The 26,666-nt window shown below is 65.9% G+C and carries 20 protein-coding genes; 11 read left to right on the top strand and 9 right to left on the bottom strand.

Annotated features, from left to right (window positions below; all coding sequences use genetic code 11):
- Positions 1 to 3 precede the first annotated feature (3 nt).
- From ACM9LZ_RS03215 to cydX, 9 genes are all read left to right on the top strand, one after another.
- Positions 4 to 3,555 carry a mediator of RNA polymerase II transcription subunit 21 gene (locus tag ACM9LZ_RS03215; protein ID WP_416617897.1) on the top strand — a complete coding sequence of 1,184 codons (3,552 nt, stop codon included), beginning with the start codon at positions 4 to 6 and terminating at the stop codon, positions 3,553 to 3,555.
- A gap of 131 nt (positions 3,556 to 3,686) precedes the next feature.
- The gene (locus tag ACM9LZ_RS03220) at positions 3,687 to 5,864 is read left to right on the top strand and encodes a sensor histidine kinase (protein WP_416617898.1); all 2,178 of its coding nucleotides are present in this window, start codon (positions 3,687 to 3,689) and stop codon (positions 5,862 to 5,864) included.
- Entirely contained in the window at positions 5,861 to 6,508 is a 648-nt protein-coding gene (locus ACM9LZ_RS03225; RefSeq protein ID WP_416617899.1) for a response regulator, read from the top strand. The genes ACM9LZ_RS03220 and ACM9LZ_RS03225 overlap by 4 nt, the downstream gene beginning before the upstream one ends.
- Positions 6,509 to 6,586: 78 nt before the next feature.
- Positions 6,587 to 7,501, top strand: a complete 915-nt coding sequence (locus ACM9LZ_RS03230) for a DUF2189 domain-containing protein (RefSeq protein ID WP_416617900.1) — start codon at positions 6,587 to 6,589, stop codon at positions 7,499 to 7,501.
- Positions 7,502 to 7,644: 143 nt separating this feature from the next.
- Positions 7,645 to 9,234 carry a thiol reductant ABC exporter subunit CydD gene (cydD, locus tag ACM9LZ_RS03235; RefSeq protein ID WP_416617901.1) on the top strand — a complete coding sequence of 530 codons (1,590 nt, stop codon included), beginning with the start codon at positions 7,645 to 7,647 and terminating at the stop codon, positions 9,232 to 9,234.
- Complete coding sequence (locus tag ACM9LZ_RS03240; RefSeq protein WP_416617902.1) at positions 9,231 to 10,916, top strand: amino acid ABC transporter ATP-binding/permease protein; 1,686 nt, start codon at positions 9,231 to 9,233, stop codon at positions 10,914 to 10,916. The genes cydD and ACM9LZ_RS03240 overlap by 4 nt, the downstream gene beginning before the upstream one ends.
- Before the next feature lie 93 nt (positions 10,917 to 11,009).
- Positions 11,010 to 12,590 (top strand): cytochrome ubiquinol oxidase subunit I, encoded by a 1,581-nt coding sequence (locus ACM9LZ_RS03245; RefSeq protein ID WP_416617903.1) that lies wholly within the window; start codon positions 11,010 to 11,012, stop codon positions 12,588 to 12,590.
- Positions 12,591 to 12,595: 5 nt separating this feature from the next.
- Positions 12,596 to 13,750, top strand: coding sequence for a cytochrome d ubiquinol oxidase subunit II (gene cydB / locus ACM9LZ_RS03250; protein WP_416617904.1), 1,155 nt, complete (start codon positions 12,596 to 12,598; stop codon positions 13,748 to 13,750).
- 27 nt (positions 13,751 to 13,777) lie between these two features.
- The gene (gene cydX, locus ACM9LZ_RS03255; protein ID WP_416617905.1) at positions 13,778 to 13,906 is read left to right on the top strand and encodes a cytochrome bd-I oxidase subunit CydX; all 129 of its coding nucleotides are present in this window, start codon (positions 13,778 to 13,780) and stop codon (positions 13,904 to 13,906) included.
- An 87-nt stretch (positions 13,907 to 13,993) separates the two neighbouring features.
- On the opposite strand, the gene ACM9LZ_RS03260 is transcribed toward cydX, so the two are convergent.
- From ACM9LZ_RS03260 to ACM9LZ_RS03300, 9 genes are all read right to left on the bottom strand, one after another.
- Positions 13,994 to 16,171, bottom strand: coding sequence for a TonB-dependent receptor (locus ACM9LZ_RS03260; protein WP_416617906.1), 2,178 nt, complete (start codon positions 16,169 to 16,171; stop codon positions 13,994 to 13,996).
- 218 nt (positions 16,172 to 16,389) lie between these two features.
- The gene (locus ACM9LZ_RS03265) at positions 16,390 to 17,190 is read right to left on the bottom strand and encodes a hypothetical protein (protein ID WP_416617907.1); all 801 of its coding nucleotides are present in this window, start codon (positions 17,188 to 17,190) and stop codon (positions 16,390 to 16,392) included.
- Entirely contained in the window at positions 17,183 to 17,494 is a 312-nt protein-coding gene (locus tag ACM9LZ_RS03270; protein ID WP_416617908.1) for a hypothetical protein, read from the bottom strand. The genes ACM9LZ_RS03265 and ACM9LZ_RS03270 overlap by 8 nt, the downstream gene beginning before the upstream one ends.
- 6 nt (positions 17,495 to 17,500) lie before the next feature.
- On the bottom strand, positions 17,501 to 19,060 hold the full coding sequence (locus ACM9LZ_RS03275) for an ABC transporter substrate-binding protein (protein ID WP_416617909.1): 1,560 nt from the start codon (positions 19,058 to 19,060) through the stop codon (positions 17,501 to 17,503).
- A gap of 2 nt (positions 19,061 to 19,062) precedes the next feature.
- Entirely contained in the window at positions 19,063 to 20,274 is a 1,212-nt protein-coding gene (locus tag ACM9LZ_RS03280; protein WP_416617910.1) for a class I SAM-dependent methyltransferase, read from the bottom strand.
- Complete coding sequence (locus tag ACM9LZ_RS03285) at positions 20,204 to 21,100, bottom strand: ABC transporter ATP-binding protein (protein ID WP_416617911.1); 897 nt, start codon at positions 21,098 to 21,100, stop codon at positions 20,204 to 20,206. The genes ACM9LZ_RS03280 and ACM9LZ_RS03285 overlap by 71 nt, the downstream gene beginning before the upstream one ends.
- Positions 21,097 to 21,918: an ATP-binding cassette domain-containing protein gene (locus ACM9LZ_RS03290; protein WP_416617912.1), complete on the bottom strand. Its 822-nt coding sequence runs from the start codon at positions 21,916 to 21,918 to the stop codon at positions 21,097 to 21,099. The genes ACM9LZ_RS03285 and ACM9LZ_RS03290 overlap by 4 nt, the downstream gene beginning before the upstream one ends.
- The gene (locus ACM9LZ_RS03295; RefSeq protein ID WP_416617913.1) at positions 21,915 to 22,727 is read right to left on the bottom strand and encodes an ABC transporter permease; all 813 of its coding nucleotides are present in this window, start codon (positions 22,725 to 22,727) and stop codon (positions 21,915 to 21,917) included. Before ACM9LZ_RS03295 ends, ACM9LZ_RS03290 begins: the two co-directional genes overlap by 4 nt.
- Entirely contained in the window at positions 22,720 to 23,658 is a 939-nt protein-coding gene (locus ACM9LZ_RS03300; protein ID WP_416617914.1) for an ABC transporter permease, read from the bottom strand. Before ACM9LZ_RS03300 ends, ACM9LZ_RS03295 begins: the two co-directional genes overlap by 8 nt.
- A 310-nt stretch (positions 23,659 to 23,968) precedes the next feature.
- Between ACM9LZ_RS03300 and ACM9LZ_RS03305 the strand changes: the two genes are divergently transcribed.
- Together ACM9LZ_RS03305 and ACM9LZ_RS03310 are read left to right on the top strand one after the other, a co-directional pair.
- Positions 23,969 to 25,168: an FAD-dependent oxidoreductase gene (locus ACM9LZ_RS03305; RefSeq protein ID WP_416617915.1), complete on the top strand. Its 1,200-nt coding sequence runs from the start codon at positions 23,969 to 23,971 to the stop codon at positions 25,166 to 25,168.
- Positions 25,169 to 25,187: 19 nt separating this feature from the next.
- Positions 25,188 to 26,660: an aldehyde dehydrogenase gene (locus ACM9LZ_RS03310; RefSeq protein WP_416617916.1), complete on the top strand. Its 1,473-nt coding sequence runs from the start codon at positions 25,188 to 25,190 to the stop codon at positions 26,658 to 26,660.
- Positions 26,661 to 26,666 lie beyond the last annotated feature (6 nt).

The raw sequence follows: 26,666 nt of genomic DNA on the forward strand, positions 1-26,666 counted from the left end.
AAGATGAACAAGCCATTCCGCGCCGCCCGCATGGCGGCCCTGTTGCTGACGGGCACGGCCCTGACGCTGCCCGCCCTTCCCGCCCTGGCCAGCAGCGGCCAGATACTGACCATGGATGTGGGACAAAGCCGGCGGGCCCCGCTGGTTCCCGGCCAGCAGGTGACGACCACCAGTGCGGCCACCCAGGTCATCATGACCAACGGCACCATCCTGTCCTTCGTCCAGGGCGGGTCCTTCACGGTGGGCAATGACGGCATACTGGACATCCATGCTGGCAACGCCACCGTCCTGGCCGCCCGCGAGCCCATCACGGTGCGCCTGCCCGGCGGCGGGGCCGCCGCGCTGTCGCAGGGGGCATCCGGCAACTTCACGATCGCCGTCGACGGCTTCACAGGGTCGGTCCTGACCGGTCGGGTGGATGTGACCGCCGCCGGCTCCTCCCGCAGTTTCGATGCCGGACAAGCCTGGCAGGCGACGGGCGGACAGGCGCCCGACCGCGTCTTCGCCAACGCCGCACAGGCCGTTCCCGCCGTGGCCAGCCAGCGCCAGGCCGGCATCGCCGCCGCCGCGGCCAATGGCCAACCCGTGGGGCTGGGCCAGGCATTGGCCGCCGTCGGTGCATCCGGCGATGTCGTGGCCGCTGCCACACGCCTTCAGGCCTCGGCCCAGAATCCGGCCCTGGCCAGTTTTCCCGCCGCCGATGCCGCCACGCTGGCCAATTACGCGGCCAGCCTGGCATCACTTTATGGTGCCCCGGCCTTTCAGGGCGCGGGCCCCGATCTGGTGCGCACCTATCTGTCCTATCTGGGCCAGGGCGGTCTGCCCGGTGACTTCCAGGCCGCATATGGCGACCTTGTCAGCCGCTATCTGGAACTGCTGCGCGCCGGCGGCGTGCCGGCCGACTTCGCAGGCGCCAGCGAGACTGCGATCAACGCCTACCTGGAATATATCCGCAGCACGGGCGCCCTTTCATCCCTGTCAGAGCCGGACCGAGCCCTGATCGGACAATATCTTTCCTTCCTGCGCAATGGCGGGGCGGTCGCTGATTTCACAGCGCTTTATACCCAGGCGATCAGCGCCTTCCTGGAGCATGTGAAGGCAGGCGGCCTGCCCAGCGCTTATGCCGGGCTGTCGCTGGAACTGGTGCGGCAATATCTGGAGATGCTGCAATCCACCGGACTGCTGCAGGGGCTGCTGGGTGCGCAAGCCGAGTTCCTGACGGCCTATCTGGCTTATCTTCAGACAGGTGCCGATCCGGACACGTTCCCGGGACTGCCGGAACAGCCCGTGGACCCTGTCGATCCCGAAAACCCGCCGCCCGTCGCAACGCCGATCCGCGTCGCCGGGTCCACTGTCGCCATCCTGCCGGACCGTGATGTTCATATGCCCATCGGCGCGCAGGAGGTCGGCTTCGTGGACGGAATGCCGGAATCCATTCCCGACGGCAGGTCCATCATCGTCACCGACGAGGCGACATTCGCCGATGTGCATGTGGATGACCGCTTCTTCATCGGCCGCCTGACGAACGGCAAGTTCCGCCAGTTCCAGCGCGACCATATCCTGAATGCCGACCAGGGCGTGCATTACGCCTATCTGCGCACCGACGGCACGACGCTGCCGGCCGGCGGCACGGTGACATACGGGCTTGTGGCGGCCACCCGGCCGACCTTCGCGTCAGGCGCCAGCGCTGCCGGCACCTTCGACGCGAAGATGGCCGTGGCCTGGGGGGCGGCTCCGAAGGTCGGCCTGGCCGGTACGCTGGCCATGCCCGGCGATGCGACCTATGCCTTCACCAGCGACGGGGGCGTGGCGGGTGCGGCACAGACCGGCATCACCTTGTCCGGTTATGGCCAGAATGCCTATCAGTTCAACAGCGCCCTGACGGGAACGGGGCGCGCCTGCACCGGCGGTGATTGCGGCATCCGCTTTCTGATGCAGCCGGGCGGGCCGGACGCACAGGCCCTGGCCGTCACCTATGCCACCAGCGGCGGGGATGGACTGGACCGGATCACCGGTGCGGCCGGCTTTGCAGCCATGCAGGACCCTGGCCCCGGACCGGAGGAACCCGGCGAGACGCCGCCGGTCAGCAATGCACGCGCCTATGCCATCGTCGCGCAAACGTCACAGGCCCGCGCGATGACCGTCACCCAGCAGGTCGTCACGGTATCGCCGGGCGGGCTGCCCACCCGGATCGGCAATTACGATGTGAGCGGCGCCAGCCTGCTCGATCGGCAGGAAAACACCCAGCAGGGCTGGGAGATCGGACGTTTCGGCAACGGTGCCGTCGCGCTGGGCAGCCAGACCTACACCCTGGGAACAGGACAGGCGGCGCATTTCGCGCTGGCCGGACCCTTGTCAAACATCCCGACCGACAAGCGTATCGATTACAGCCTGCACGCCTACAGCAAACCGACCTATGCCGATGGCAGCGCCATCCGCGAGGCGCGGCTCGACGGCAGGCTGGCCGTGATCTTCGGCCGCAACACCTGGGGCTATCAGGCATCGCTGGCCCTGATTGATGATGAAGGGGCCCGGAACTACAATTTCGGCCTGCCGGGCGGGGTCGAATCTGCCAATCGCGTATTCACCATCAACAACGGTGTCGTCTCCCTGGAAGGCCTTTCATCCAACCTGACCACCGATGATGCACGCTGCACCGACAATGCCTGCCGCGTGCAGTTCAATCTGGTCCTGGGCGGCGATGGGGCTGAAAATGCCGCCGGCGCCTACCAGATCAACCGGGGAGGACAGGGCCAGACCAACGGTATGCTGTCGGGTGCGGTTCTGTTCCGCGACATCGCGAAGGGCGGCGGCATCGTCGACCCCGTGACGGGCACGGAGCGCACGAACCAGTTCGTCGTCTATGCCGGCAGCGCTATCGGTATCGACCAGCGTGACAAGGTCACCACGACGACGCAGCCCGACGGTACGCTGGACAAATATGTCTGGACCATCAATCCAAAGGAAGCGCCGCAGCGCGGCAGCAACCAGTCGCTGGAGACCGGTACCGCCGGCGGTATCATCGGCTGGTCGCGCTGGGCCGACGGCATCACAGCCGGCAATTACCATGACGGCCCGCAATTCGCCCGATCCGGCAAGCAGGGCATGCATCTGGTCCATGGTGATCCGGCCACCGGCCTGCCGACCGGCGGAACCGTCACCTACACGCTGGCGGGGGCGACCAGTCCCACGATCCGGGACGGCTCCGCCGATCCGGGCACGATGACGGGCAGCGCCGCCGTCGCCTTCGGCAGCACGGCCCGCGTCGGGCTGGACATGATGGTGACGATCGGCGGACACGGCTATGCCGTCGCCACCAATGGCGGTGTTGCGAACCCCGGCGCCAGCCAGATAGCCGTGGGGGCCGACATGGGCTTCCGTGCCAACGACCTGGCGGCCACGGCCGGCGGCCCGGCCTGCACGGGCACCACCTGCACCGCATCGGTGACCGGCTTCCTGGCCGGAACCGGGGCCAGCCATATCGGGATCAGCTACACGATCAATGGCGGCACTTTCGACAAGCAGGTCGATGGTGCCGCCGTGTTCGGCCGCTGAGCCAGACGGGCCGGATGGTTGCAGCCATCCGGCCCGTCTATCTTCACGGTTGCCGTGTCCTGGCCGGAGAGGCCATATTCCATTGACCTGCCGCAGAGTCCGGCCGCCGACAGGTTGGCATGGGGGATGAATTGCTGCCGAGATTGACACCCGTTGCCGTCCTGTCCCTCTTCACCACCCTGGGCGTTCTGGCCGTCCTGGCCCTGGTGGCGACCGCGGTGAACCAACCCTGGCTGGGTCTTTCCCTATCGGCGGACGCGGATGGCAACAAGGTGTGGATCGCGGCCGTCGATCCGGACGGCCCGGCAGCGGGCCTGCCCGCGCCCGCGCACCTGCTGTCCCTCCGTGGCGCCGATGGCGGGGCGCTGGCGCTGCGGACCGGGGACCTGACACCGGAACCCGACATCATCGAAACGTACGAGGACATGCGTGCCTTCTTCCATCGGCAGACGGCCATCCGGCAGATGCTGGGAAGCGGGCAGGTCGGGCTTGAGCTGGTCATGGCCGACGGCAGTACGCACTGGCATGAAATGCTGCCTGCGCCCCACCGATTGCCGGACAACATGCCGGCGGAATTCTGGTTGCAGGTCCTCGTTGGCTTCACCAGCTACATGGTGGGCATCTGGGTCTGGTCCCTGCGGCCGGGCGACACGGGCCCGCGCCTGTTCGCCATCATCAGTACAGCCATACTGATCTTCGCGGGGGCCGCCGCCATCTATTCCACCCGCGAACTGGCCATTGATGGCAGCCTGTTCCGTACCCTTTCCAGCATCAACCATGGTGGTGCGCTGCTGTTCGGGGCCACCATGATAGCACTGCTTCTGTCCTATCCGCGGCCTTTGGTGCCTGCCGGCTGGCGGCTGGTGCCCATCGGGGTGTTTGGCCTGTGGTGGCTGGTGGACACGATGCATCTGCTGGATGGACCGCCGGCCGGCTCACATCTGCCCACCATGATCGAGATGCTGGGCATTGTCGCATGCGCCGGGCTGCAATATTGGTGCACCCGGGGCGATCCGCGGGCCCGCGCCGTGCTGCGCTGGTTCGGCCTTTCCGTGACGGTGGGGGCCGGTCTGTTCGTGATGATGATCATCGCCCCCAATCTGGTCGGGGCCGCCCCTGTGATGTCGCAGGGGCACGGGTTCCTCTTCTTCCTGCTGATCCATATGGGGCTGGCACTGGGGGTCGCCCGTTACCGGCTGTTCGCCCTGGATCGCTGGGCTTTCCGCATCCTTTTCTATCTCGTTGGCATCCTGCTTCTGATCCTGGTGGATGCGGTACTGATCTATGTCGTCGCGGTGGAGCGCGCACCGGCCTTCGGCCTGTCACTGCTGCTGATCGCCTTTCTCTACCTGCCTTTCCGGGACACCATGGCGCGCTGGCTCTCCGGGCAGCGGCGGGCAGACCGGGGCCGGTGGTTCCAGCAGGTGGCCGACGTGGCGCTGGCACCGACGGGGGCTTATCGCCGCTCCCGCTGGGCGGCCCTGCTGGAGGAGGTGTTCTCCCCCCTGCGCATCATGCCCGCCGATCCGGTGAACATGCCCGCACTCACCTCCGAAGGGCTGGGCCTGCTGATCCCCGGCATCGGCAAGGCCGGAGCCGGGGAATTGTCGCCCCTGCGCCTGGAATATGCCCAGGCCGGCCGGCGGCTCTTCTCGCCGCGCGATGTGGCGCTGGTCGGCGAACTCTGCGCCATGCTGGCCCACATCATCGAAAGCCGCCGTGCCTATGAACAGGGTGTGGCGGCGGAGCGCGGCCGGATCACCCGCGATATGCATGACAATATCGGCGTGCAGTTGCTGGGGGCGTTGCACAGCCGCGATACCGCCCGCAAGGACGGACTGATCCGCGAAACCTTGAGCGATCTGCGCGACATCATCAACAATGCAACGGGCAACGGCGCGCCATTGGGCGAGGTGCTGGCCGACCTGCGGGTGGAGATCGTCGACCATCTCTCCGATGCCGGCATTGAGGTGGATTGGGACGCCCAGCCCGTGGGGGGACTGGATCTGGCTCCACAGGCCATCCATGCCCTCCGCTCCATCCTGCGGGAGGCATCGGGCAACATCATCAGGCATGCCGGCGCCCGCTCGGCCCGCATCTCCATGCGGCGGGAGGATGACTGGCTGGTCGTGATCATCCAGGATGACGGGCGGGGCTTTGACCCTGCGGACGTGCAGGCGGGCAACGGTCTGGTGAACATGCGCACCCGGATGTCGGGTCTGAAGGGACAGGTTGCCGTCGCAAACGCCCATCCCGGCACCCGCATCACCGCCCATTTCCCCCTGGCCGGCACGGGAGAGACGCCATGAAACAGGTGCTGATCGTGGAGGATGTCAGCGAGACACGCCGCTGGCTGGTTGAGATCGTGCGGGCCGCCTTCGGCGACTGCGAGATCGAGGAGGCGGTGAACATGCGGGCCGGCATCTCTGCCGTGGCGCGCAGCGACTTCAACCTGGCCCTGATCGATCTCGGTCTGCCGGACGGGTCCGGGCTGGAGGTGCTGCGCAACATCCGGCTGCTGCGCCCGGAAACGGCCTGCGTCGTCACCACGGTCATGGGGGACGACGCGCATATCGTGGCCGCCCTTTCGGCCGGGGCCGACGGCTATCTGCTGAAGGAACAGGCGCCGGAGGTGATCACCCGGCAATTGAAGCAGATTGCCCAAGGCGTTCCCGCCCTGTCCCCCTCCATCGCCCGGCGCATCATGGAACATTTCAGGCTGACCGGCCCCAGCGCCACGCAGGACGAGAACCTGACGGCCCGGGAACGCGACGTGCTGGGCCTGATCGGCCGTGGCTTGCGCAACGCGGAGGTGGCGCGCGCCCTGGAACTGACGGAGAACACCGTCGCAGGCTATATCAAGTCCATCTACCGCAAGCTGGGCATCTCCAGCCGGGCGGAGGCCTCGTGGCATGCGGCCCGGCTGGGACTGGCCCATCCCACGGGCCGCTGAAAGCCGCGCGGGAGGCTGGGCACACCCATCCTTCCGGCCTGCCGAAAGGGCTAGGCGGGTGCGGCAAAATAGTCCACCATGACCTCTGTGATCACCCCGGAAGAGGGCGACGCGACCCTGTCGTTGCAGGTGGCCTGTCGATACAGGCGGGAGGAAATGATGGTGGCTGTTCAGGACAAGGAAGCGATGCTGCCGCTTCCGACCGATCACGTCCCGGTGCCGGCGGCCCGCCGGCTGACCAATCTGGATCTTCAGGCTGCGCTGGCCGATGGCTGGGACGATTTCCGGGCCGAGCCGGCCTATGGCCTGGTGTTCGGCGGATTCTACGCCCTGTTGGGACTGGGCGGGCTCGCCGCCTTCCTGCTTCTGGGCTGGACCCATATGCTCTTCCCCGCCATCACGGGCTTCCTGCTGGTCGGGCCCGTCGCGGCGCTGGGCCTATATGATATCAGCCGGCGGCGCCAGCTTGGCCGGCCTGTGGAAGGGGGGCGCGTCTTCTTCGCGTTCCGTCGCCATGGCGGCAGCCAGATCGGGCTGCTGGGCTTCTTCCTCGTCTTCGCCGCGATTGCCTGGATCAAGATCGCCACGCTGATCTATGCGCTTTATTTCGGACCGGCACCCATGGCACTGGCCAACCTGTGGGACGCGGTGACGCACAGCATGTTCGGCCTGCAGTTCGCCCTTACGGGGATCGTCGCGGGGGGTCTGATCGCCGGCACCATCTTCGCGCTCTCCGTCTTCGCGGCACCCATGCTGCTGGACAGGGATATCGATGTGGTGACAGCCATGATCGCCAGCCTGCGGGCGGTGATGCTGAACCTGCCGCTGATGCTGGCCTGGGGCGCCATGGTGGCTGTGGTCATCGGTTTTTCCATCGCGGGCGGTCTTCTTGCCCTGATCGTCACCCTGCCCTGGCTGGGACATGCCACCTGGCACCTTTATGTGCGGGCATTGGGCAACGCCCCGTCACTGGTCAGCCCCGACGGCCATTGATAGCTGCCCGGCCCGCCATCCGCCGGTTGTCCTACAGGTGGACAGGGCCCGTCGCCGGAACGGGACATCTTGTCTCCCCGGCTTGCCGGGACCGGTGTGAGCGTTCATGAATGCGGGCCTCCCGTTCCCGGTCCGACCGCAGCATGACAAGCCCCACCGCCACCCTGCCCGCCGAACCCGGCCTGCGGACAGCCGCCCTCCTTCAGGCATCCGCCGCCTTGCTGTGGATCGCCCAGGCCTGGCTGCTGGCACAATCCATTCAGCATCTGGCCGGCACGAACCCGTCGCTGGTAGACATCCTTCCGGCCACAGCCCTGTTCGTGGCCATCGGCCTGCTGCGCATCATGCTGGATGCAGCCGGCAACCGGATGGCCTTCGTCACTGCGCGCCGCATGCTGACCCGGTTGCGCCGGTCGGCGCTGGATGCCCTGGCTGCGCGCGATCCGTTGGACCCGGCCTTCCCCCCGTCCGGGGCGGCCGCCAGCCTGCTGGCGGAACAGGCGGAAGGGATCACGCCCTACCTGCAGCGCTATATCCCCGTTCGCTGGCGCCTCATGCTGGTGCCGCCGGCCATTCTGCTGGCCGTGGGGTGGTTTTCATGGGTGGCGGCGCTGATCCTGTTGGTGGCCGCGCCGCTGATCCCGCTTTTCATGGCGCTGATCGGGATAAGGGCCGGCAAGGCCAGCCAGGACCAGCTTGCCGCCCTGGGCGACATGACGGGGTTGCTGATGGACCGGCTGCGGGGCCTGCCGGCCATCCGTGCGCTGTCGGCCACCGATGCCGTGGCGGAAAGACTGTCTGAACTGGCCGTGGGTGTGAAACGCCGGACCATGGCGGTCCTGCGCATCGCCTTTCTGTCTTCCGCCGTGCTGGAGCTTTTTTCGGCCCTGGGTGTTGCCCTGGTCGCCATCTATGTCGGCTTCCATCTGCTGGGCCAGGTGGGGTTCGGTGCCTGGAGCGGCAGGCTGGACCTGGGCCAGGGCCTGTTCATCCTGCTGCTGGCGCCCGCCTTCTTCGAACCGCTGCGCGATCTGGCCGCTGTCTGGCATGACAGGGCCAGCGGCGAGGCGGCGCTGCGCGCCCTGTCCACCCTTGCCGATACCGGGCAGTCCACATGCACACCATCCACGGAACGGAAAGGACCGCCGGATGACGGGCTGGCGGTGGCACTTTCCGGTGTGGGCTATAGCTATCCCGACGCCGCCAGCCCCGTGTTCGAGGGCTTCGACCTGTCGGTGCGCCCGGGGGAGACCATCGCCCTGTTCGGCCCCAGCGGCTGTGGCAAGTCAACCCTTCTGGCGCTGATCGCAGGCCTGCTGCGGCCGGCCACCGGATCGGTCCGCATCGCCGGGACGCCGGGATGGGTCGGGCATCGGCCCTACATGCTCAATGCGTCGCTGGCCGGCAACGCCACGCTGGGGCGCCCCGGACTGGCAGCAGGGCCGGTACTGGCGGACCTGCTGCCGGGACAGGACCCGGCCCGCCGCGTGGGTGAAAACGGCGCTGGCCTGTCGGGCGGTGAAGCACTGCGTCTGGCGCTGGCCCGTGCCATCGCCGACCCGGCGGCCAGCCTGATCCTGGCTGATGAGCCGACGGCCCATCTGGACCGTGACACGGCGGCTGCCGTGACAGACCTGCTTCTGCGGGCGGCACGCGGCCGCACCCTGCTGGTCGCCACGCATGACCCGCTGCTGGCGCGGCGTATGGACCGTGTGGTGGAGATCACGCCATGAACAGGGATATCGCCCTTTTCCTGCGCCTGTTCCGGCGGGCGGCACCGCGCGCCTTCTGGTCGGGTCTGCTGTTGTCAGCCCTGACAATAGTGGCCGGTACAGCGTTGCTGGGGCTGTCGGGCTGGTTCATCACAGCGGCCGGCATTGCCGGCGCCGTGGCCGCCACGGCGCTGGCCTTCGACGTGTTCAGGCCGGGGGCCGGCGTGCGGATGCTGGCCATCACACGCACCGGCGCCCGTTACGCCGAGCGGCTGGTCACACACGATGCCACCTTGTCGGTGATTGCCGACCTCCGGGTCCGCATGTTTCGGGCACTGGCCCGCCCCGGACAGGGGCAGGCGCTGGACAAGCGCCCCGGCCGCCTGCTTTTCCGGCTGACGGGCGATCTGGATGCGCTGGACGGTCTCTATCTGCGGCTGGCGGTTCCGCTGGCCGCCCTGCTGCTTCTATCGCTGGGCCTGGGCATCGCGCTGACGCTGGTCGTCGGCTGGCCGGGTCTGCTGTTGGGCCTGGTTCCGGCCGGCCTGGGGGCAAGCCTGCTCTGGTCGCTGGGTCGGGCCAGCCGGGGCCCCGGCGGCCGGCGCGCCGCCGCCCTGGAATCCCTGCGCCTGCGCCTGCTCGACCGGCTGGCGGGCCGGGTGGACTGGCGGATGACAGGCAGGGAACAAGCCATGGACGGCCTGACCCTGGCCGCGGAACGGCGGCTGGCCGAAGCGGACGACCAGTTGAACAGGCTGGAGGTCAAATCCGGCCTGGTTCAAGGGCTTGCGGCGGTCCTTCTGCCGGCGGCCGGCTTGCTCGTGGCGGCATTCCTGGTCGAGGCCGGACGGTTGGGGGCGGCGGGCGCCGCCCTGGTCCTGCTGACCCTGCTGGGCGCGTTGGAGCCGCTGGCCGCCCTGCGTCGCGGGGCCGCCGATCTGGGCCGCATGGCGCGGGCGGCCCGGCGGGTCGCCACGGGCCTGGGATCAACGTCCGGCAGCCCGCCATGCCCGGCCACACCCCCGGCGGGATCCGCGCTATGCCTGGACCGGGTGCGCCACATCCAGCCCGATGCGCAGGCGCCCCTGTTCGATGGCCTCTCCCTTTACGTTCCCATAGGCCAGCATGTCGCCATCACAGGCGACAGCGGGGCCGGCAAATCCACGCTGCTGGCGCTGCTGACGGGCGAGGCGGCACCTCTGTCCGGTCAGGTCGCCGCCCTGCCCGCCGCCCTGCTGGCACAGGACACCACCTTGTTCCGGGACAGCATTGCCGCGAACCTGCGCCTGGCCGATCCCTTTGCCAGCGTGGAAAGGCTGTGGCAGGTGCTGGCCGATGCCGGCCTGGAACGAGTCGTGCGCGAAATGCCGGCCGGACTTGAAACCCTGCTGGGAGAAAGCGGCCATGGCCTGTCCGCCGGGCAGCGGCGGCGACTGACGCTGGCCCGGTTCCTGTTGCAGAACAAGCCCCTATGGCTTCTGGACGAGGTGACGGAGGGGGTGGATGCATCTGTCGCAGGCACCATATTGACAAATATCAAGGCAAACGGCCGTGACCGAACTATTCTGCTGGTCACGCATCTGAGGCGTGAGGCCGCCCTGGCCGACAGGTTGATCCGATTGCAGGGCGGGCGGGTGGTCATGGATGAGGCGCGCGGCACGCCGGCCTTTGACACGGCATTGCAGGCCCTGCGCCAGGACTGACCCCCTACCCCACCTTATCCGCCTTGGACGGGAGCCCCGCCATCGGGACGGGGCAGGCGTTGGGGAGCGCCGGGGACACCGGCGGGCAGACGCATGGAGTTGGACATTGTCGGGCTGTCGCGCCTGCAATTCGCGCTGACGGCCCTTTATCACTTTCTCTTCGTACCCCTGACCCTGGGCCTGTCGGTCATCATCGCCATCATGGAGACGGTCTATGTCATGACCGGCCGCGTGATCTGGCGGCAGATGACCAAGTTCTGGGGCACCCTGTTCGGGATCAACTTCGTGCTGGGGGTGGCGACCGGCATCACCATGGAATTCCAGTTCGGCATGAACTGGTCCTACTACAGCCATTATGTCGGCGACATCTTCGGTGCGCCGCTGGCCATCGAAGGGCTGATGGCCTTTTTCCTGGAAGCGACCTTTGTCGGCCTGTTCTTCTTCGGCTGGGACCGGATGACGAAGCTCCAGCATCTGGCCGCTACATGGGCCGTCGCCATCGGTTCCAATTTCTCCGCGCTGTGGATCCTGATCGCCAATGGCTGGATGCAGAACCCCGTCGGCGCGGTCTTCAACCCCGTCACCATGCGCATGGAGATCGAGGATTTCTATGCCGTGATCTTCAACCCCGTGGCGCAGGCGAAATTCGTACATACCGTGTCGGCCGGCTATGTCACGGCGGCGGTGTTCGTGCTGGGCGTGTCGGCCTGGTATCTTCTGAAGCACAGGCATGTGCTGCTGGCCAAGCGGTCGATGGCCGTCGCCTGTTCCTTCGGCCTTCTATCGTCGCTATCGGTGGTCGTGCTGGGGGATGAAAGCGGCTATCTGGCCACCGAACATCAGAAGATGAAGCTGGCCGCCATCGAAGGGATGTGGGAGACCGAACCCGCCCCCGCCAGCTTTACCGCCATCGGCTTTCCCAATCAGGCCGCGCGGGAGACACATCATGTCATCCAGATCCCCTGGGCGCTGGGCCTGATTTCCACCCGGTCGCTGAACACGGAGGTGCCGGGCATCAACGAACTGGTGGCACGCGGGCGGGAGCGGGTGGAGAACGGCATCCAGGCCTATGATGCGCTGGAAACCATCCGGACCGCCCGCGGCGTGGCCAATGTCGATCCATCCGTGAAGGCCATGTTCGAGGATCACGGCGCCGATCTCGGCTATGCCTATCTGCTGAAGCGTTATGTCGATGACCCGCGCCAGGCGACGGCGGAACAGATCGACAAGGCGGCCTGGGACCTGGTGCCACAGGTGGGGCCGCTGTTCTGGTCATTCCGGATCATGGTGGGGCTGGGCTTCTTCTTCATCGCGCTGATGGCCGCCTTCTTCTGGCAATCGGCCCGCCAGCGGCTGGGTGAACCCCGCTGGCTGCTGAAGCTGGCGGTCCTGGCCATCCCACTGCCCTGGATCGCGGCCGAACTGGGCTGGTTCGTGGCCGAATTCGGACGCCAGCCCTGGATCATCGAAGGCGTGCTGCCCACGGCGATGGCCGTTTCCAGCCTGGGCGTGACAGACCTGCTGATCACCATCGCCGGCTTCACGCTGTTCTACAGCGTGCTTTTCGTGGTGGAGGTGAAGCTGATGCTGCGCGCCATCGCCAAGGGCCCCGAACCCGATGATGAAGCGGCCCCCTCGCATCGCCTGCAAGCTGCCCCCCAGCCCGCGGAGTAACGGCCATGATCCTGCATGAGCTTATCGATTATGAAACGCTGCGCCTGATCTGGTGGGTCCTGTTGGGCGTACTGCTGATCGGCTTCGCGGCGACCGACGGGTTCGACATGGGGGTCTGCACGCTGCTGCCCTTCATCGGCCGCACCGATCTGGAACGGCGCACGATCATCAACACGGTCGGGCCTGTCTGGGAAGGCAATCAGGTCTGGTTCATCCTGGGCGGCGGCGCCATCTTCGCTGCCTGGCCACCGCTTTACGCCGTGTCCTTCTCCGGCTTCTATCTGGCCATGTTCGTGGTGCTGGCGGCGTTGATCCTGCGGCCGGTGGCGTTCAAGTACCGGTCCAAGCATGCCGATACGCAATGGCGCAGCCGCTGGGACTGGGCGCTGTTCATCGGTGGTTTCGTGCCGCCGCTGATCTTCGGCGTGGCGGTGGGCAATGTGCTGCAGGGCGTGCCCTTCCGGCTCGACCCGACCTTGCGCGCCTTTTATGACGGGTCGTTCTTCGGGCTGTTGAACCCGTTTGCGCTGCTGTGCGGGTTGCTGTCGGTCACGATGCTGATCATGCACGGGTCGGCCTGGCTGGCGCTGAAGACCAGCGGCACCATTGCCGGCCGCGCGCGCACCGTCGGGCTGGTGGCCGCACTTGCCACACCGGCCCTGTTCGCGCTGGGCGGGCTGGCGCTCTATCTGTGGATCGACGGCTATCGCATCAGCAGCGCCATCATCGCCGATGGCCCCTCCAACCCTCTGCTGAAAAGCGTGGAGACGGCCCCCGGCCTGTGGTTCGGCAATTATGCCAGATGGCCGCTGCTGCTGGTCGCCCCACTGCTGGGCCTGATCGGACCGCTGCTGGTCTGGTACGGGCTGAAGGCCGGACGGGAGGTGGGGACGCTGCTGGTTTCCGCCCTGTCCCTGTTCGGGATCATCGCGACCGTGGGCGTTTCCATGTTCCCGTTCATCCTGCCTTCCTCCGTCGACGCCGCCAGCAGCCTGACGGTCTGGGACAGTTCCTCCTCGCATCAGACGCTGTTCATCATGCTGGTGGTGACATTGATCTTCCTGCCCATCGTCATGGCCTACACGGCCTGGGCCTATCGCATCCTGTGGGGCAAGGTCGATCCTGACGCTATCCGCGATGGCCAGGGCCATCATTATTGACCCCATCCGGACATAAGGAGAAAGAATATGTGGTATTTCGCCTGGATGCTGGGCCTTCCCCTGGCCGCGGCCTTCGCCGTCCTGAACGCCATGTGGTTCGAGATGCGCGAGGACATGGCCGCAAACGGCAACGCGCCGGGTGACAACCAGGAATGACCCAGGTCGTCACCCCGAACCCATGAAAAGAAGGGGCGGGCCGCGACAGCGCCCCGCCCCTTGACATTGATCAGGCTGGCGACCCGATCAGAACTTTGCTTCCAGCGTCAGCCCCACCTGCCGGCCGCGCGGCAGGGAAACCTGGTAACCGCGCGGGCTGCCCGTCACGCCGAAATCGACGTAACGGATCACGCCCATCGGGTCGAGATTGTCGAACAGGTTCTTGACGAACAGGGTGGCGCGGTAATCACCGAAGCTCACACCGGTGCGGGCATCCACCTGGTCACGGCTGCCCGTGGATGCGAAATTGCCCACCTGATCATATTTCTTCGAACGGTAGGTGTAGACGACGTTGAAGAAGCCATCCATTTCCTCCGTCACGGGGAAATCGAAATCGGACACGACGGAGAACTGGTACTTCGGTGTGTTGGGTGCCGTCTTTCCCTTGATGGAACTGTCGCCCGTCAGGCGGCCGACTTCGGCATCGGTGCCGCTCTTGTATTCCGGGTCGTTCAGGGAAATGCCGGTCGACAGGCGCCACCAGTCGGTCAAGGCCGCCTGGGCCTCCACCTCGATGCCCTTCACCTCCAGCGAGCCGGCATTGGCGATGTAGGAGATGGAACCCGTGCCGAAGATGGCGGACTGGGTAAGCTGCTGGTCCTTCCAGTCGATGTAATAGGCGGCGACGTTCAGGCGCAGCCGGCGGTCCAGCAGATCGGTCTTCAGACCCAGTTCATAGTTCCAGGCGGCTTCCTCGTCATAAAACACCTGATTGCCGGTCAGGCGGGCATCGGAATTGAAACCGCCCGGCTTGTTGCCGCGGGCCACGACGCCATAGGCCATGACATCGCTGTTGAAGCGATAATCCAGGGTGAAGCGCGGGTTCCAGCTCTTGAAGGTCTTGGACAGATTGTAGTTGTTGTCCCCACCCTTCAGCCCCAGCTTGTCCACCGCATAGCGCAATTCGGCACCGGCGGTCAGCGCGTCGGTCAGGTCGACATTGACCAGGGCAAAGCCGGCATAGTTGCGGATGGTGTTGGTACCGTTGTTCTGCAGGCGGTTCAGCGGATACATGAACCGTTCGGTCGACCGGTCCTCATCATACATATAGGCGCCGACCAGCCAGCGGAATCCGTCCACCTTGTCGGCGGCGATGCGGACTTCCTGCGAGAAGCTTTCGATATAGATGCCGTCACGGGCATGCAGAGTGCCACCCGCACCCGTGATGGGCTGGAAATCCAGGTCGGCCTTGCGATCCTCGTCGGAATTCGTGTAGCCCGTGATGGAGGTAAGCTGGATGTCACCGGCCTGGTAATTGACGATGGCCGCAGCACGCGAGGTTTCGCGCGTCAGCCCGCCGCCATCCACGGCATCCAGATTAAGGCTGATCTGCTCCGGCGATGCCTGGACGACGCCGCAATAATACTGGAAGGCCGTGCCGGCAGCATTGGGGAAGCAATTGTTGCTTGCCGCCCGCTGCAGAACGGTGGCGTCGTGCCCATCCTTGTTCTTGCCATAGGAATAGCGCAGCGTGATATCCAGATTGTCGCTGGGCGTGAACAGCAGGGCACCGGAGACCGCCTTGGTCTCCTCATCCCCGATCTTCTTGCCATAGCGGCTGTCGGCGGGGTTGTTGTTCCGGTATTCGCCGCCATAGGTGTAGTAGTTGCCGGCAAGCTGGAAGGCCAGCTTGTCTTCGATCAGCGGCCCGCTGATCATGGCCAGCGCGTTATACTCATCATGCTGGGCGGCGGTCAGCTTGACCTCCCCCTCCATCACATCGGACGGCTTGCGGGAGACGTAGGAGATGGCGCCGGAGAAGGTCTGGCGGCCATAAAGCGCAGACTGCGGCCCCTTGATCACCTCCACCTGCTCCACGAACGCCATTTCGGTGCCGAACAGGCTGTCGGGAATGAAGACACCATCCAGGAAGGACGCGGCATTGGGCGTGCCCAGGATGGAAGACTGGCCACGGATGGCCGGCCGGTCCAGACGGCGGCCGAAATCCTGGTCATACGACAGGCCCGGCACCATGTTGGAAAGCTGGCCGATATCTTTCACGCCCAGCCGGTCCAACGCATCGCGGTTCATGGCTGTCACAGCCACGGGCACATCCTGCAGGCGTTCGGAAATCTTGCGGGCGGAGACAACGATCTCCTCCAACTGCAAGGGGGGCTCCGTCGTCTGGGCCTGCACGGCGGCGGGCACAAGAAGCCCGGCCAGCGGGGCACAGCAGATCAGCCGCGCCAGGACCTTCGTTTGCATCTTAACCTCCTGTCTGCTCGCCTGTTTGTGCGGATGCGGCGCCAGCGGCGTCCCGTCCATCCTTGTTGTATTTTTTTAAATACAATATGGAGGCAGAATGGTTCCGTCGGAATGGCTTGTCAACGGCTTTATGGCCGTTTCAGCGCAAAAAATGAGTTATTGTTATATCAATTTTTTGATTTCCCGGCCCGTATGGGCGCGCAGGGAGAGACAACCGGTCAGGTCGCCATTTGTTGAAAATCCGGGCAGATTTCGGGCCGGATCCGGGCTGCGAATGATGTCAGCATAGGGCCGGGGCGGGGAAATTCCGGGTCCAGCACCCGACAGCCGGCCCAGGCCAGCGCGAGGTTCGATGAGAGGAGCAACTTGTTCCTTGATGTAGACGACTGAGCTGCCCGAGCCAGAGATATAAGGCTGGGCATACCGGTACCCATCATCAAAACCATGTCGGCCGGCCGGGCCATCGCATCGGCCAGGGCAGCCGATATGGCGTCCCCCCGCAGGGTATAGATCGCATGGTAGCCCGGTTCCGGGTTGCGCACATCGATCACGTCCACCAGATCAAGCCCTGCTGCCTGCCAATAGGCCAGGGCTGGTTCCCGCAGGTCCGGCGGATAGGGATTGACCAGAACGGCACGGTGGACACCGGCTTCGGCGGCTGCGGCCCGGATCGCCTGCGCCGCCGTCAACAGCCGCACACCCCGGTCACGCCAATGGGCGACCAGGGCCGCCTCCCGTTCGGCGCCCAACAGATAGGACGTGCCCGTGCAGGCGAAAAGCGCGGCATCCAGCGCAATGCCGCCGAAACTCTCCAGGCTCTGGTCCAGCGTTTCAGCATAAAGCATCAGCCGGCGCAGCAGCGACGGATCCGTGCTGTGCATGCGGGTGGTCAGCATGGTGATGCCCGTGCCGAACAGACGCTGCATCTCCGGTTCCACCGTCGGATTGCCGGAGGGGGTGAGGACGCCCAGCACCCCACCCGCGCCATATTCCAACCGCTGTCCCGCTGCCTCACTCATCGCGGGGCGCGTCCTGGCGCGTCAGACCGGCCAGCACCCGGGCCATCAACCCGTCGGTCGCCATCTGTCGCTCCGTGCTGGCAGTCGCGTCCAGCGGCATCGATTTCAGGGTGCCGACATCCACACCGCGCAGGCTGGCCACCTCCCGTTCCAGCCGGTCAATCCGGTCATTGGCGACCGACAGTTCCAGCAGCAGTGCCATGGCGATGCGCAGCACCGCTTCCGTTTCCGTATTGTCCAGGCTGGACGGGCGGGCGCCACGGGCCAGGCTGGACAGTTCCACAATGGCATCGGCCGGTTTCATGGCTGTTTACTCCGTCGGCTGGTTTGCCCCGCCGGCCCGGACGATGGACCGGTAATCCGGTACCCGGTTGCGGATGGTGATGTTGGCAAGGCGGGGGGAATGGGAGAACAGGTCGATCTGATCGACCAGGAAGGCGGCAGGTGCCGCCTGCTGATAATCGCGCGCCAGCGCACGCATGCCGGACAGCCTTTCCCCGTCATCCATGATCTGTGCCACCTGCCCCAGCCGGTCGGCCAGGGCGGGGTCGCAGAAGAAGGGTTTGGGGCGACGGCAGGAGAATACCTCCATCGGCCGCAGCGCATCATTGTAGGGGGAACTGTTCCATGATGCGCCGAAGGCATCAGCCGTCCAGCTATTGGTCAGGAACTTCTTCAGGTACTGGGGGAAGGTGACGATCTGCAACGTCATCTCCACCCCGACATTGCGCCAATACTGTGCCACCGCCTGATAGATCAGCGTGTCGGCCGGCAGGCTGTCGATCACGACTTCGGCTGCGATCACAAATCCGTCAGCAAACCCCGCCTGGCGCAACAGATCGCGCGCCTTGACGGGGTTATAGGGATAGGGTTCCAGATCGGGATCATAGCCGAACGTGATGGCGGGCGCGGGCTGTCCCGCTGGCGAGGCATGGCCTTCCAGAAGGATGTCGGCCAATGCCTGCTTGTCGATGGCGTAATTCAACGCCTGCCGCACCCTCACATCGCGCATGGGCGCATCCGGGGCCGTCCCCTCCACCCGGAAGGCGATGGACATCACCTGCATGGACGGGGTGATGACGACAGGAAAGCGATTACGCTTCAACCGTTCCAACTCGTCGATCTCCACCCCCGCAATATCGACATCACCGGACAGCAGGGCCTGGGCCCGTACCGCCGCATTGGGCAATTCCATGAAAGTCAGGCCCGTCACGGCACTGGGGCGCCAGCGATAGGGGTTGGCCACGGCCTGGGCCTGCCGCCGCCGCTGATCCCAGCCTTTCAGCAGGAAGCTACCGGTCCCGACCGGCTGTTGGGCGAAACCATCCGGCCCCAACTGGCGCCACAGGTCCGGCTCCACCATCATCACGGCGGCCATCCGCTTGGGCAGGATGGGGTCGGGCTCAGCCGTTTCCATCTCCACCACCAGCGGGTCGATGGTGCGCACGGCCTTCACGCCGCGCAATTCATTGCCGATGACGGAACGCCGCCCTTCCGGCGACATCAGCCATTCCATGACGGCGGTGACGGCATCGCCATCAAACACCCGGCCATTACCAAAGCGGACATCACCGCGCAGGTAAAAGCGCCAGACGGTCGGGCCCACCGGCTCCCAAGCCGTCGCCAGGGCCGGCTGCAACCGGCCCTGTTCATCCAGTTCCGTCAGTGCATCAAAGATGGCGGCCCAGACCTGCGACCCCGGCCGGCCATTGCCCCGGAACGGGTTGCCCAGGCTGGCCGGAAGGGAATTGACCGCCATGCGCAGTTCCAGCGGTGCCGGCTCCGCCGCCATCGCTGTCGCCAGCACGGGGGCCGGCGGGCAAATAGCCGTCAGCAACAGCAGGGGAAGCGCCAGAAGGGTTCGTCGCATCCTCATCCCCGCGCCCCGCCGGTCTGCTGTCCGTAAGCGACATACCAGGCGCCGGGTCCGCGCAGTTTGGGGATGCGTTCCTCCCGCACGGTGGCGGCATCGAAGCCGGCTGCCACCATATCGCCCGTCACGTCAGCCGTGGCGTATTTCACCCAGAATGGTTCATTGTTGAATTCCACATCCCAGGATTTTTCAACCTGATGCGGCACGTCCAGATCCTGGAAGCGGTAGGGCACATCCTGGTGCAGGGCGACGCCCCCGGCCGCCAGCAGGCGCCGGCTTTCCCGCATCATGGCGCGGCGGACATCATTATCGATCTCATGCATGACATTGTGGGACACGACGAGATCGAATTCGCCATCGGCAAAGCCCAGCCGCGCCGTATCCATCTGATGGAAGAAGACACGCGCCCCCAGCGCCAGGGCGCGGGCATGGGCATAGCGCAGCATGCCGGCGCCGATATCCACGGCATGCACGTCTGCTTCGGGGAAATGCAGCGCATATTCACAGGCCGCCGCCCCGGCGGAACAGCCGATATCCAGGATGCGGCGCGGCTTCAGGTCGGGGAACCGTTCCGCCAGAAAGGCGATGACGGCGCCAGCCTTGCTGTCCCCGGCCCCGATCCCCTGCCCGACGGAAAAGACGCGCCCACCCATTTCATACAACGCGCCGGCCACCACATCCGCCTCCCCCCGGTCCAGCGTATAACCGCCGGGCTGGAGATGGATGTCGATATCGGCCACCAGACCGATGCCGGACAGGTCGGGGTCCAGCGACAGGCCGCCGCCGACCGTCTCCAGCCGCTCCGCCGTCAGCCGCCGGTATGTCTCGCGCAGGGTCTCATCATGGCGCAGGATCGGTTCCCCTGCCGTCTGCCACAGCAATTCCTGTGCTGCCCGGTTCATCGCGCTCCAGGTCCGGTAACCGGAACTGAGGCGGAAGGCATCCGCCACCTCTTCATGCGATTGCGGGGCGTGACCATGGGCGGCGCTGAAAGCCGGCACGCCCTGCTTTTCATAATGGCTGATATTGCGGGGACGCACCTGGGCGTTCAGGAAGCGGCGCAGCGCCACGATGGCGCTCTGCCGGCTGCGATCCTCGGCGGTCAGATCGGGCAACATCGCGTGCGGTGCGGTGATCATGTCACTCTCCTTGAAGGCCACCCTGCTGTCCGGCGCGGTGCGCGGCCAGCAGGCGGCCCAGATGGTCCTCATCAATTTCCCCCGCCGCGGTCAGCGCCGTCATCAGGTCCGGATCGGCCAGCGCCCCCTTGGGGTCCAGCGATGCCGCCAGCAGCAGGTTGGTATAGGGGTGGGTCGGCCGTGCCATGACGATGTCAACCGCACCTGCTTCCACGATGCGGCCCGACCGGATGACGCAGACATGATCCGCCAGATGCCGGACCATGGCCATGTCGTGGGAAATGAACAGGATGGCCAAGCCCAGCCGGTCGCGCAGTTCGATGAACAGGGACGCCACAGCCGCCTGGGTGGTGACATCCAGCGCCGACAGCGCCTCGTCCGCGATCAACAGGCGGGGTTCCATCGCCAGGGCGCGGGCAATCGCAATCCGCTGCTTCTGCCCGCCCGACAGGCCGGAGGGCCGCCGGTCCAGCAAGGCGCTGTCCAGATGCACCAGCGCCATCAGCGCCTCGATCCGGGCAGCGCGGGCCGCCCGGTCGCCATAGCCGATCACCTCCAGCGGTTCGGACAGGATGGCGCGGATGGTGTGGCGCGGGTTCAGGCTGGCATCGGGATCCTGGAACACCATCTGGATCGACCGGCGCGCCCGGCGCCGCACCTCCCCCTTCAGGCCGGCCAGATCCTGCCCATCCAGGCAGATACGGCCCTGGCTGACGGGGGCGATCCCGGCCACGGCGCGGGCCAGGGTCGATTTACCCGAACCGGACTCCCCGACCACGGCCAGGATTTCACCGGCGCGCAGGTCCAGGCTGCAATCGGACAAAGCCTGTTTGGCCTGGGCGCCCGTGCCATAGCGCACGCCCAGCCCTTCGATGGTCAGCAGGGGTGCCGTCATCATGCCTCTCCCGTCGCGGCCGGTGCCAACCGGGCATGGCGCAGCAGGCTGCGTGTATAATCATGCTGTGGATCGGTCAGCACCTGTGCCGCCGGCCCACTTTCCACCAGCCGGCCCTGATGCATCACGGCGATCTGGTTGCAGATGGCCGCCGCCACACTGAAATCATGGGTGATCAGGATGCTGGCGCGACCAGCCGTCTGCTGCTTCAGCAGGGCCAGGATCTGCAACTGGATGGTCGGGTCCAGTGCCGTTGTCGGCTCATCCGCGATCAAAAGGTCGGGACCGTTGGCCAGCGCCAGGGCGATCATGGCCCGTTGCCGCTGCCCGCCGGAAAGCTGGTGCGGATAGGCATCCACGCAGGCATCCTTCCCCGGCAACCGCATCCGGGTCAGCATCTCCACCGCCAGGGCACGGGCGGATTTCGCATCCAGGCGCTGATGCCGGCGGATGGATTCAATCAGGATGGACCCGATGGTCCGCACCGGGTTGAAGGAGGAAAGCGGGTCCTGGAACACGAAGCCGATGCGCCCGCCGCGCAAGGCCCGCATCCGCCCTTCATCCAGATCGTCAATCCGCTGGCCGCCCAGATGCACCGATCCAGCGGCCAGCCGCACCCCATCCGGCAGCAACCGCGCCACGGCGAAAGCGGAGAGCGATTTGCCCGACCCGGACTGGCCGACAATGCCCAGCACCTCCCCCGCCGCCACGGACAGGGACACGCCATCCACCAACCGGCGCGGCGGGCCGCCGGCCGGTACGGCATCGATCTGCAAATCCCGGATGGCCAGGATGGGGGTGTCGTTCACAGGCCCGTTCATGCCGTGGCATCCCGCAATTTCTGGCCGAACAGATGGGCGCTGACCACCAGAAGGATGATGGCGCCGGCGGGGGCCAGCAACATCCAGGGGGCGACCAGCATATAGGCCCGGCTCTCATTCAGCATGCCGCCCCAGCTTGGCGCGCCCAGGGGCGCACCGATGCCCAGGAAGGACAAGGCGCTTTCCGCAATGATCATGTCGGCGAAATGGAACACGACCAGCACCGACAGGCTGGGGATCAGCCCCGGCAGCACATGGCGCAGCAGTAGCCGTGCCGTACCCATCTGCATCATCTCTGCCGCCAGGACATATTCACGCTTCAACAGGCTGCTGCCCTCCGCATAGGCGACGCGGGCGAAGACGGGCCAGGTGGCCAGCCCCAGCGTCAGCACCACAGCCCAGAAACCGTTGGACCCGACAATGGCGATCACACTGACCGCCAGGACAAAGACGGGAAAGGATTGGGTGAAACTGGTCAATTGCCGCATGAAGGCGCCCAGCAGGGAGGTGCTGCGCGCCGCCAGCAGGCCCAATGCCGTACCGATGCAAAAGGCGATGGCCGTGGCCACCAGGGCGGTTCCCAGCGACCGGTAAAGCCCCGCCAGCAGCCGGGCCGCGATGTCCCGCCCCAATTGGTCGCAACCCAGCCAATGCCCGTCCGTGAAGGGGGCGGCAAAGCGTTTGGACAGGTCGATCAGGGCGGGATCATGAGCCACCAGCACCGGCCCGGCCACCAGCGCCAGAAGGCAAAGGCCCAGCACACCCAGGAACAGCCAGGACCGGCCGGAGGCGAAAAGACGCTCAACCATTGGCACCCCCCGCCGCACCGGGGCCGCGCAAGCGGGGGTCAAGGCGCATCTGCACCGCCTCCGTCGCCAGATTGGTCAGGAAAACGGCGATGACGATGATGAAGACAATCGCCTGCACGACGGGAAAATCCAGATTGAGGGTGGAGCGCACCAGCAGCCAGCCGATACCGGGCCAGGCGAAGATCGTCTCGATCACCACCAGCCCCGTGACCATGAAGGCAAATTCCGCCCCCACGACAGCCGTGGCGCCGAGCAGCGCATTCGGCATTACATGCCGCCACAGGATGGTGCGCGGCCCTGTCCCGATGGCAACAGCGGTGCGTACATAATGCGACCGATAGGCAGCAGCAGTATTCGCCTCCACCACGCGGATCAGCTTGGGCGCCAGGAAGGATGTGACGGAAACCACGGGCAGAACCCAGCTTGCCGGCCCCGCATAACCAACGGCGGGCAACCATTCCAGCCCCACGGCGAACAGGTTGACCAGCAGCAGTGCCAGCACGAAACCGGGAAAGCCCTGCATCACCGAAATGAAGCCGCGCGCCAGCCGGCGCCCGGCCCCGCCCCGTTCCTGCCCCAGCCACGCGCCAACGGGGATGGAGACGGCAAGGTTCAGTGCCATGGCCATCACGGCCAGAAACAGGCTGGCCGGGAAGGTGGCAAGCACCTTGTCCAGCGCCGGCGCCCCATCGACCAGCGAATTGCCGAAATCCAGGCGCACCATATGGGAGACGAAGATCAGATATTGCTCGATCAGGCTGCGATCGAAACCATAGGCTTGGCGTACAGCGTCCAACTGGGCCGGACTGGCATCGGGCCCGGCCAGCATGATGGCCGGGTCACCGGCAAGCCGGACCAGAAAGAACAACACCGTCATGGTGGCGACCAGCAGGAACGCGAAATCGCGGACCCAGATCATAAGCCGCAACATGGGGACACTCCCGCGGCAATGGTATCGATGCCGAAACGGCACCATATTGTCTCTTAATGTGTACATTAGGAGACAATGCAGGCACAAGCGCTTTTTAGGCGGCCCCGTTCCATGGACTCGCGCCTCTACCATTAATCTTTTGATTATTAAGAGAATATGGAGAGGATTCACCCCCGCCTGGACCACGCCTGGACACCGGCCGGCGAGATGTACGCAAAATAATACAATAAGCCCATTTCCGGGGTTGCCAGCCCCTCATATTGTCTTATAGTGCATACAAATCAGCGCACAACAAGCGGCGACCTTCACCATGCATGCATCCGAACGGCGCATCCTTATCGTCGGTGCCGGGCCCGTCGGCCTGATGACGGCCTATCTCCTGTCCCGCCAGGGCATCCCTTCCGTTGTCGTGGAACAGGAAGCCGAACTGCCACAGGACCTTCGCGCCTCCACCTTCCATCCGCCCACGCTGGACATGCTGGATGAACATGGTTTCGCAAGCCCCCTGATCGCGCAAGGCCGCATCTGTCCCTCCTGGCAGATCCGCATGCACGACACGCACGAGCGGGCCGAATTTGACCTGTCTGTGCTGAAGGACGACACCGCCCACCCCTATCGCCTGCAATGTGAGCAATGGCGCCTGTGCGAGTTGCTGGCGGAAAGGCTGCGGGGCGAGCCGCTGGTCGATATCCGCTTTTCCACCCGGCTGACCGATCTGTCGCAGAATGGCGACGGCGTCACCGCGACGGTCGAGACACCGGCGGGGGCGCAGACGCTGCGCGGCCTGTTCCTGGTCGGCGCCGATGGCGCGCGCAGCGTGGTCAGGGGCCTGATCGGGCTGGAATTCGATGGTGTCACCTATCCCGAGACAACCATCCTGGCGACCACCAGCTTCCGGTTTGAAGACCATCTGCCGGGCCTGTCCAACGTCAATTATGTCTGGAAGAAGGACGGCACATTCAGCCTGCTGCGCCTGCCCGACCGCTGGCGCTGCAGCCTCTACCCCGATCCCGGCATGCCGATCGAGGAAGCGCTTCTGCCGGAAAATATCGACCGGAAGATGCAGGAGATCGTGCCGCGTGATGCGGAATATGAGATCGGTGAGGCCCGTGCCTACCGCGTCCATATGCGCATCACCCGCGATTACCGCAATGGCCGCGTCGTGCTGGCCGGCGACGCCGCGCATATCAACAGCCCCAGCGGCGGCATGGGGATGAATGGCGGTCTGCACGATGCCTTCAACCTGGCCGGTACGCTGACGGAAATCTGGCATGGTGGCTCCCTGGATCTGCTGGACCGCTATACCCGCCAGCGCCGCCCCATCGCGGAGGCCGAGGTGCTGGCCCAGGCCGACCGCAACCGGTCGCGCATGCAGGAACGCGATCCCGCCAAGCGGCGCGTGATCCTGGACGATCTGCTGCGTATCATCGCCAATCCGGAAAGCGCGCGGGCCTATCTGCTGCGCTCCTCCATGATCGAGGCCCTGCGCAAGTCGGCGCAGATCCGTTAAGCGAAAGGGTAGCCGCCCCATGTCCGCCAGCTTCAGCGCCTTCATCGCCGGCAAGCCCGTCATCGGTGCCGGTCCTGCCCTGCCCGTCATCAATCCCGCCGACGAGACCGAACTGACCCATGTGGCGGAAGCCGGCCCCGACCTGGTGGCCCGCGCCGCAGAGGCCGCACGGGCGGCCTTCGACGACGGGCGCTGGTCCCGCCAGTCCGTGGAAGCCCGGCAGGAGATGCTGCGCCGCATCGCCGACCGGATCGACGCCGGGGCGGCGGAACTGGCCGCCATCGAAACGGCCAATACCGGCATTCCGCTGAGCCAGTCCAAGGTGCGGCACGTGGCCAGGGCCGGGCACAATTTCCGCTTCTTCGCCGACTATATCGGCCAGGCGGCCGGCCGTGTCTATGACCAGGCGCCCGACCACATGACCCTGGTGCGCCGCCAGCCTGTTGGGGTCGCTGGCCTGATCGCGCCCTGGAACGCGCCTGTGGCGCTGGGAGCCATGAAGATCGCCGGCGCCATCGCCTTCGGCAATAGCTGCATTATCAAACCGTCCGAGCAGGCACCGCTGGGCGTTCACAAGCTGGTCGAACTGATCCATGACGCGGGCCTGCCCGACGGGGTGGTGAACCTTGTCAGTGGCCGGGGCGCCGTGACGGGGGATGCCCTGGTACGCCACGGGGATGTGAACGTCATATCCTTCACCGGCGGCACGGCCACGGGCCGGGCCATCATGTCGGCCGCCGGGCAGATGCTTAAGCCTTCCACCATGGAGTTGGGCGGCAAATCGGCCAATATCATCTTCGACAGCGCCGATTTCGACCAGGCGGTGGATGGTGCCCTGCTGGGCATCTTCACCAATAACGGCCAGCAATGCCTGGCCGGGTCACGCATCCTGGTGCAGCGGTCCATCGCCGACCGCTTCATCCCCGCCTTCCTGGACCGCGTCGCCCGGCTGCGGGTGGGCAGCCCGCTGGATGCCGGCACCGAACTGGGACCGGTCGCATCGCGCGCGCATCGCGACCGTATCCTGGCCTATGCCGAGACGGCACGGCGGGAAGGCATGCAGATCCTGGCCGGCGGCAAGCCCCATGCCGGATTCGACAAGGGGTTCTACCTGGAACCGACCGTGGCCATGACCGATGATGCGGCCGCGACCGTCTGCCGGGAGGAAATCTTCGGCCCATTCGCCACCATCCTGCTGTTCGACACGGCCGATGATGCCTTCCGCATCGCCAACGCCACGGATTTCGGGCTGGTGTCCTATGTCTGGACGCAGGACCTTTATCTGGCGCTGCGCGCGCAGGAAGAGTTGCAGTCCGGCGTGGTGTGGATCAACACACCCATGATGCGCGAATTGCGCGCGCCGTTCGGCGGGTGGAAGGAATCCGGCGTCGGGGCGGAAGGCGGCATGGATTGCGAAGCCTTCTACACACGGCAGAAGACCGTCACCATGGCCCGCCACCCCCTGCCCCTGCGGCGCATGGGACAGGGGTGAGGGCGT

The sequence above is a fragment of the Niveispirillum fermenti genome, assembly GCF_048066175.1.
Taxonomy (GTDB): domain Bacteria; phylum Pseudomonadota; class Alphaproteobacteria; order Azospirillales; family Azospirillaceae; genus Niveispirillum; species Niveispirillum fermenti.

Bases quoted from the DNA above. Each gene is read 5' to 3' on its own strand.
- cydX (WP_416617905.1), top strand. From the start codon at position 13,778: ATGTGGTATTTCGCCTGGATGCTGGGCCTTCCCCTGGCCGCGGCCTTC.
- ACM9LZ_RS03305 (WP_416617915.1), top strand. From the start codon at position 23,969: ATGCATGCATCCGAACGGCGCATCCTTATCGTCGGTGCCGGGCCCGTC.
- ACM9LZ_RS03295 (WP_416617913.1), bottom strand. From the start codon at position 22,727: ATGGTTGAGCGTCTTTTCGCCTCCGGCCGGTCCTGGCTGTTCCTGGGT.
- ACM9LZ_RS03245 (WP_416617903.1), top strand. From the start codon at position 11,010: ATGGAGTTGGACATTGTCGGGCTGTCGCGCCTGCAATTCGCGCTGACG.
- ACM9LZ_RS03270 (WP_416617908.1), bottom strand. From the start codon at position 17,494: ATGAAACCGGCCGATGCCATTGTGGAACTGTCCAGCCTGGCCCGTGGC.
- ACM9LZ_RS03300 (WP_416617914.1), bottom strand. From the start codon at position 23,658: ATGTTGCGGCTTATGATCTGGGTCCGCGATTTCGCGTTCCTGCTGGTC.
- ACM9LZ_RS03215 (WP_416617897.1), top strand. From the start codon at position 4: ATGAACAAGCCATTCCGCGCCGCCCGCATGGCGGCCCTGTTGCTGACG.
- ACM9LZ_RS03240 (WP_416617902.1), top strand. From the start codon at position 9,231: ATGAACAGGGATATCGCCCTTTTCCTGCGCCTGTTCCGGCGGGCGGCA.
- ACM9LZ_RS03285 (WP_416617911.1), bottom strand. From the start codon at position 21,100: ATGATGACGGCACCCCTGCTGACCATCGAAGGGCTGGGCGTGCGCTAT.
- cydD (WP_416617901.1), top strand. From the start codon at position 7,645: ATGACAAGCCCCACCGCCACCCTGCCCGCCGAACCCGGCCTGCGGACA.
- ACM9LZ_RS03310 (WP_416617916.1), top strand. From the start codon at position 25,188: ATGTCCGCCAGCTTCAGCGCCTTCATCGCCGGCAAGCCCGTCATCGGT.
- ACM9LZ_RS03290 (WP_416617912.1), bottom strand. From the start codon at position 21,918: ATGAACGGGCCTGTGAACGACACCCCCATCCTGGCCATCCGGGATTTG.
- ACM9LZ_RS03230 (WP_416617900.1), top strand. From the start codon at position 6,587: ATGACCTCTGTGATCACCCCGGAAGAGGGCGACGCGACCCTGTCGTTG.
- ACM9LZ_RS03275 (WP_416617909.1), bottom strand. From the start codon at position 19,060: ATGCGACGAACCCTTCTGGCGCTTCCCCTGCTGTTGCTGACGGCTATT.
- ACM9LZ_RS03265 (WP_416617907.1), bottom strand. From the start codon at position 17,190: ATGAGTGAGGCAGCGGGACAGCGGTTGGAATATGGCGCGGGTGGGGTG.
- ACM9LZ_RS03280 (WP_416617910.1), bottom strand. From the start codon at position 20,274: ATGAGGACCATCTGGGCCGCCTGCTGGCCGCGCACCGCGCCGGACAGC.
- ACM9LZ_RS03260 (WP_416617906.1), bottom strand. From the start codon at position 16,171: ATGCAAACGAAGGTCCTGGCGCGGCTGATCTGCTGTGCCCCGCTGGCC.
- ACM9LZ_RS03225 (WP_416617899.1), top strand. From the start codon at position 5,861: ATGAAACAGGTGCTGATCGTGGAGGATGTCAGCGAGACACGCCGCTGG.
- cydB (WP_416617904.1), top strand. From the start codon at position 12,596: ATGATCCTGCATGAGCTTATCGATTATGAAACGCTGCGCCTGATCTGG.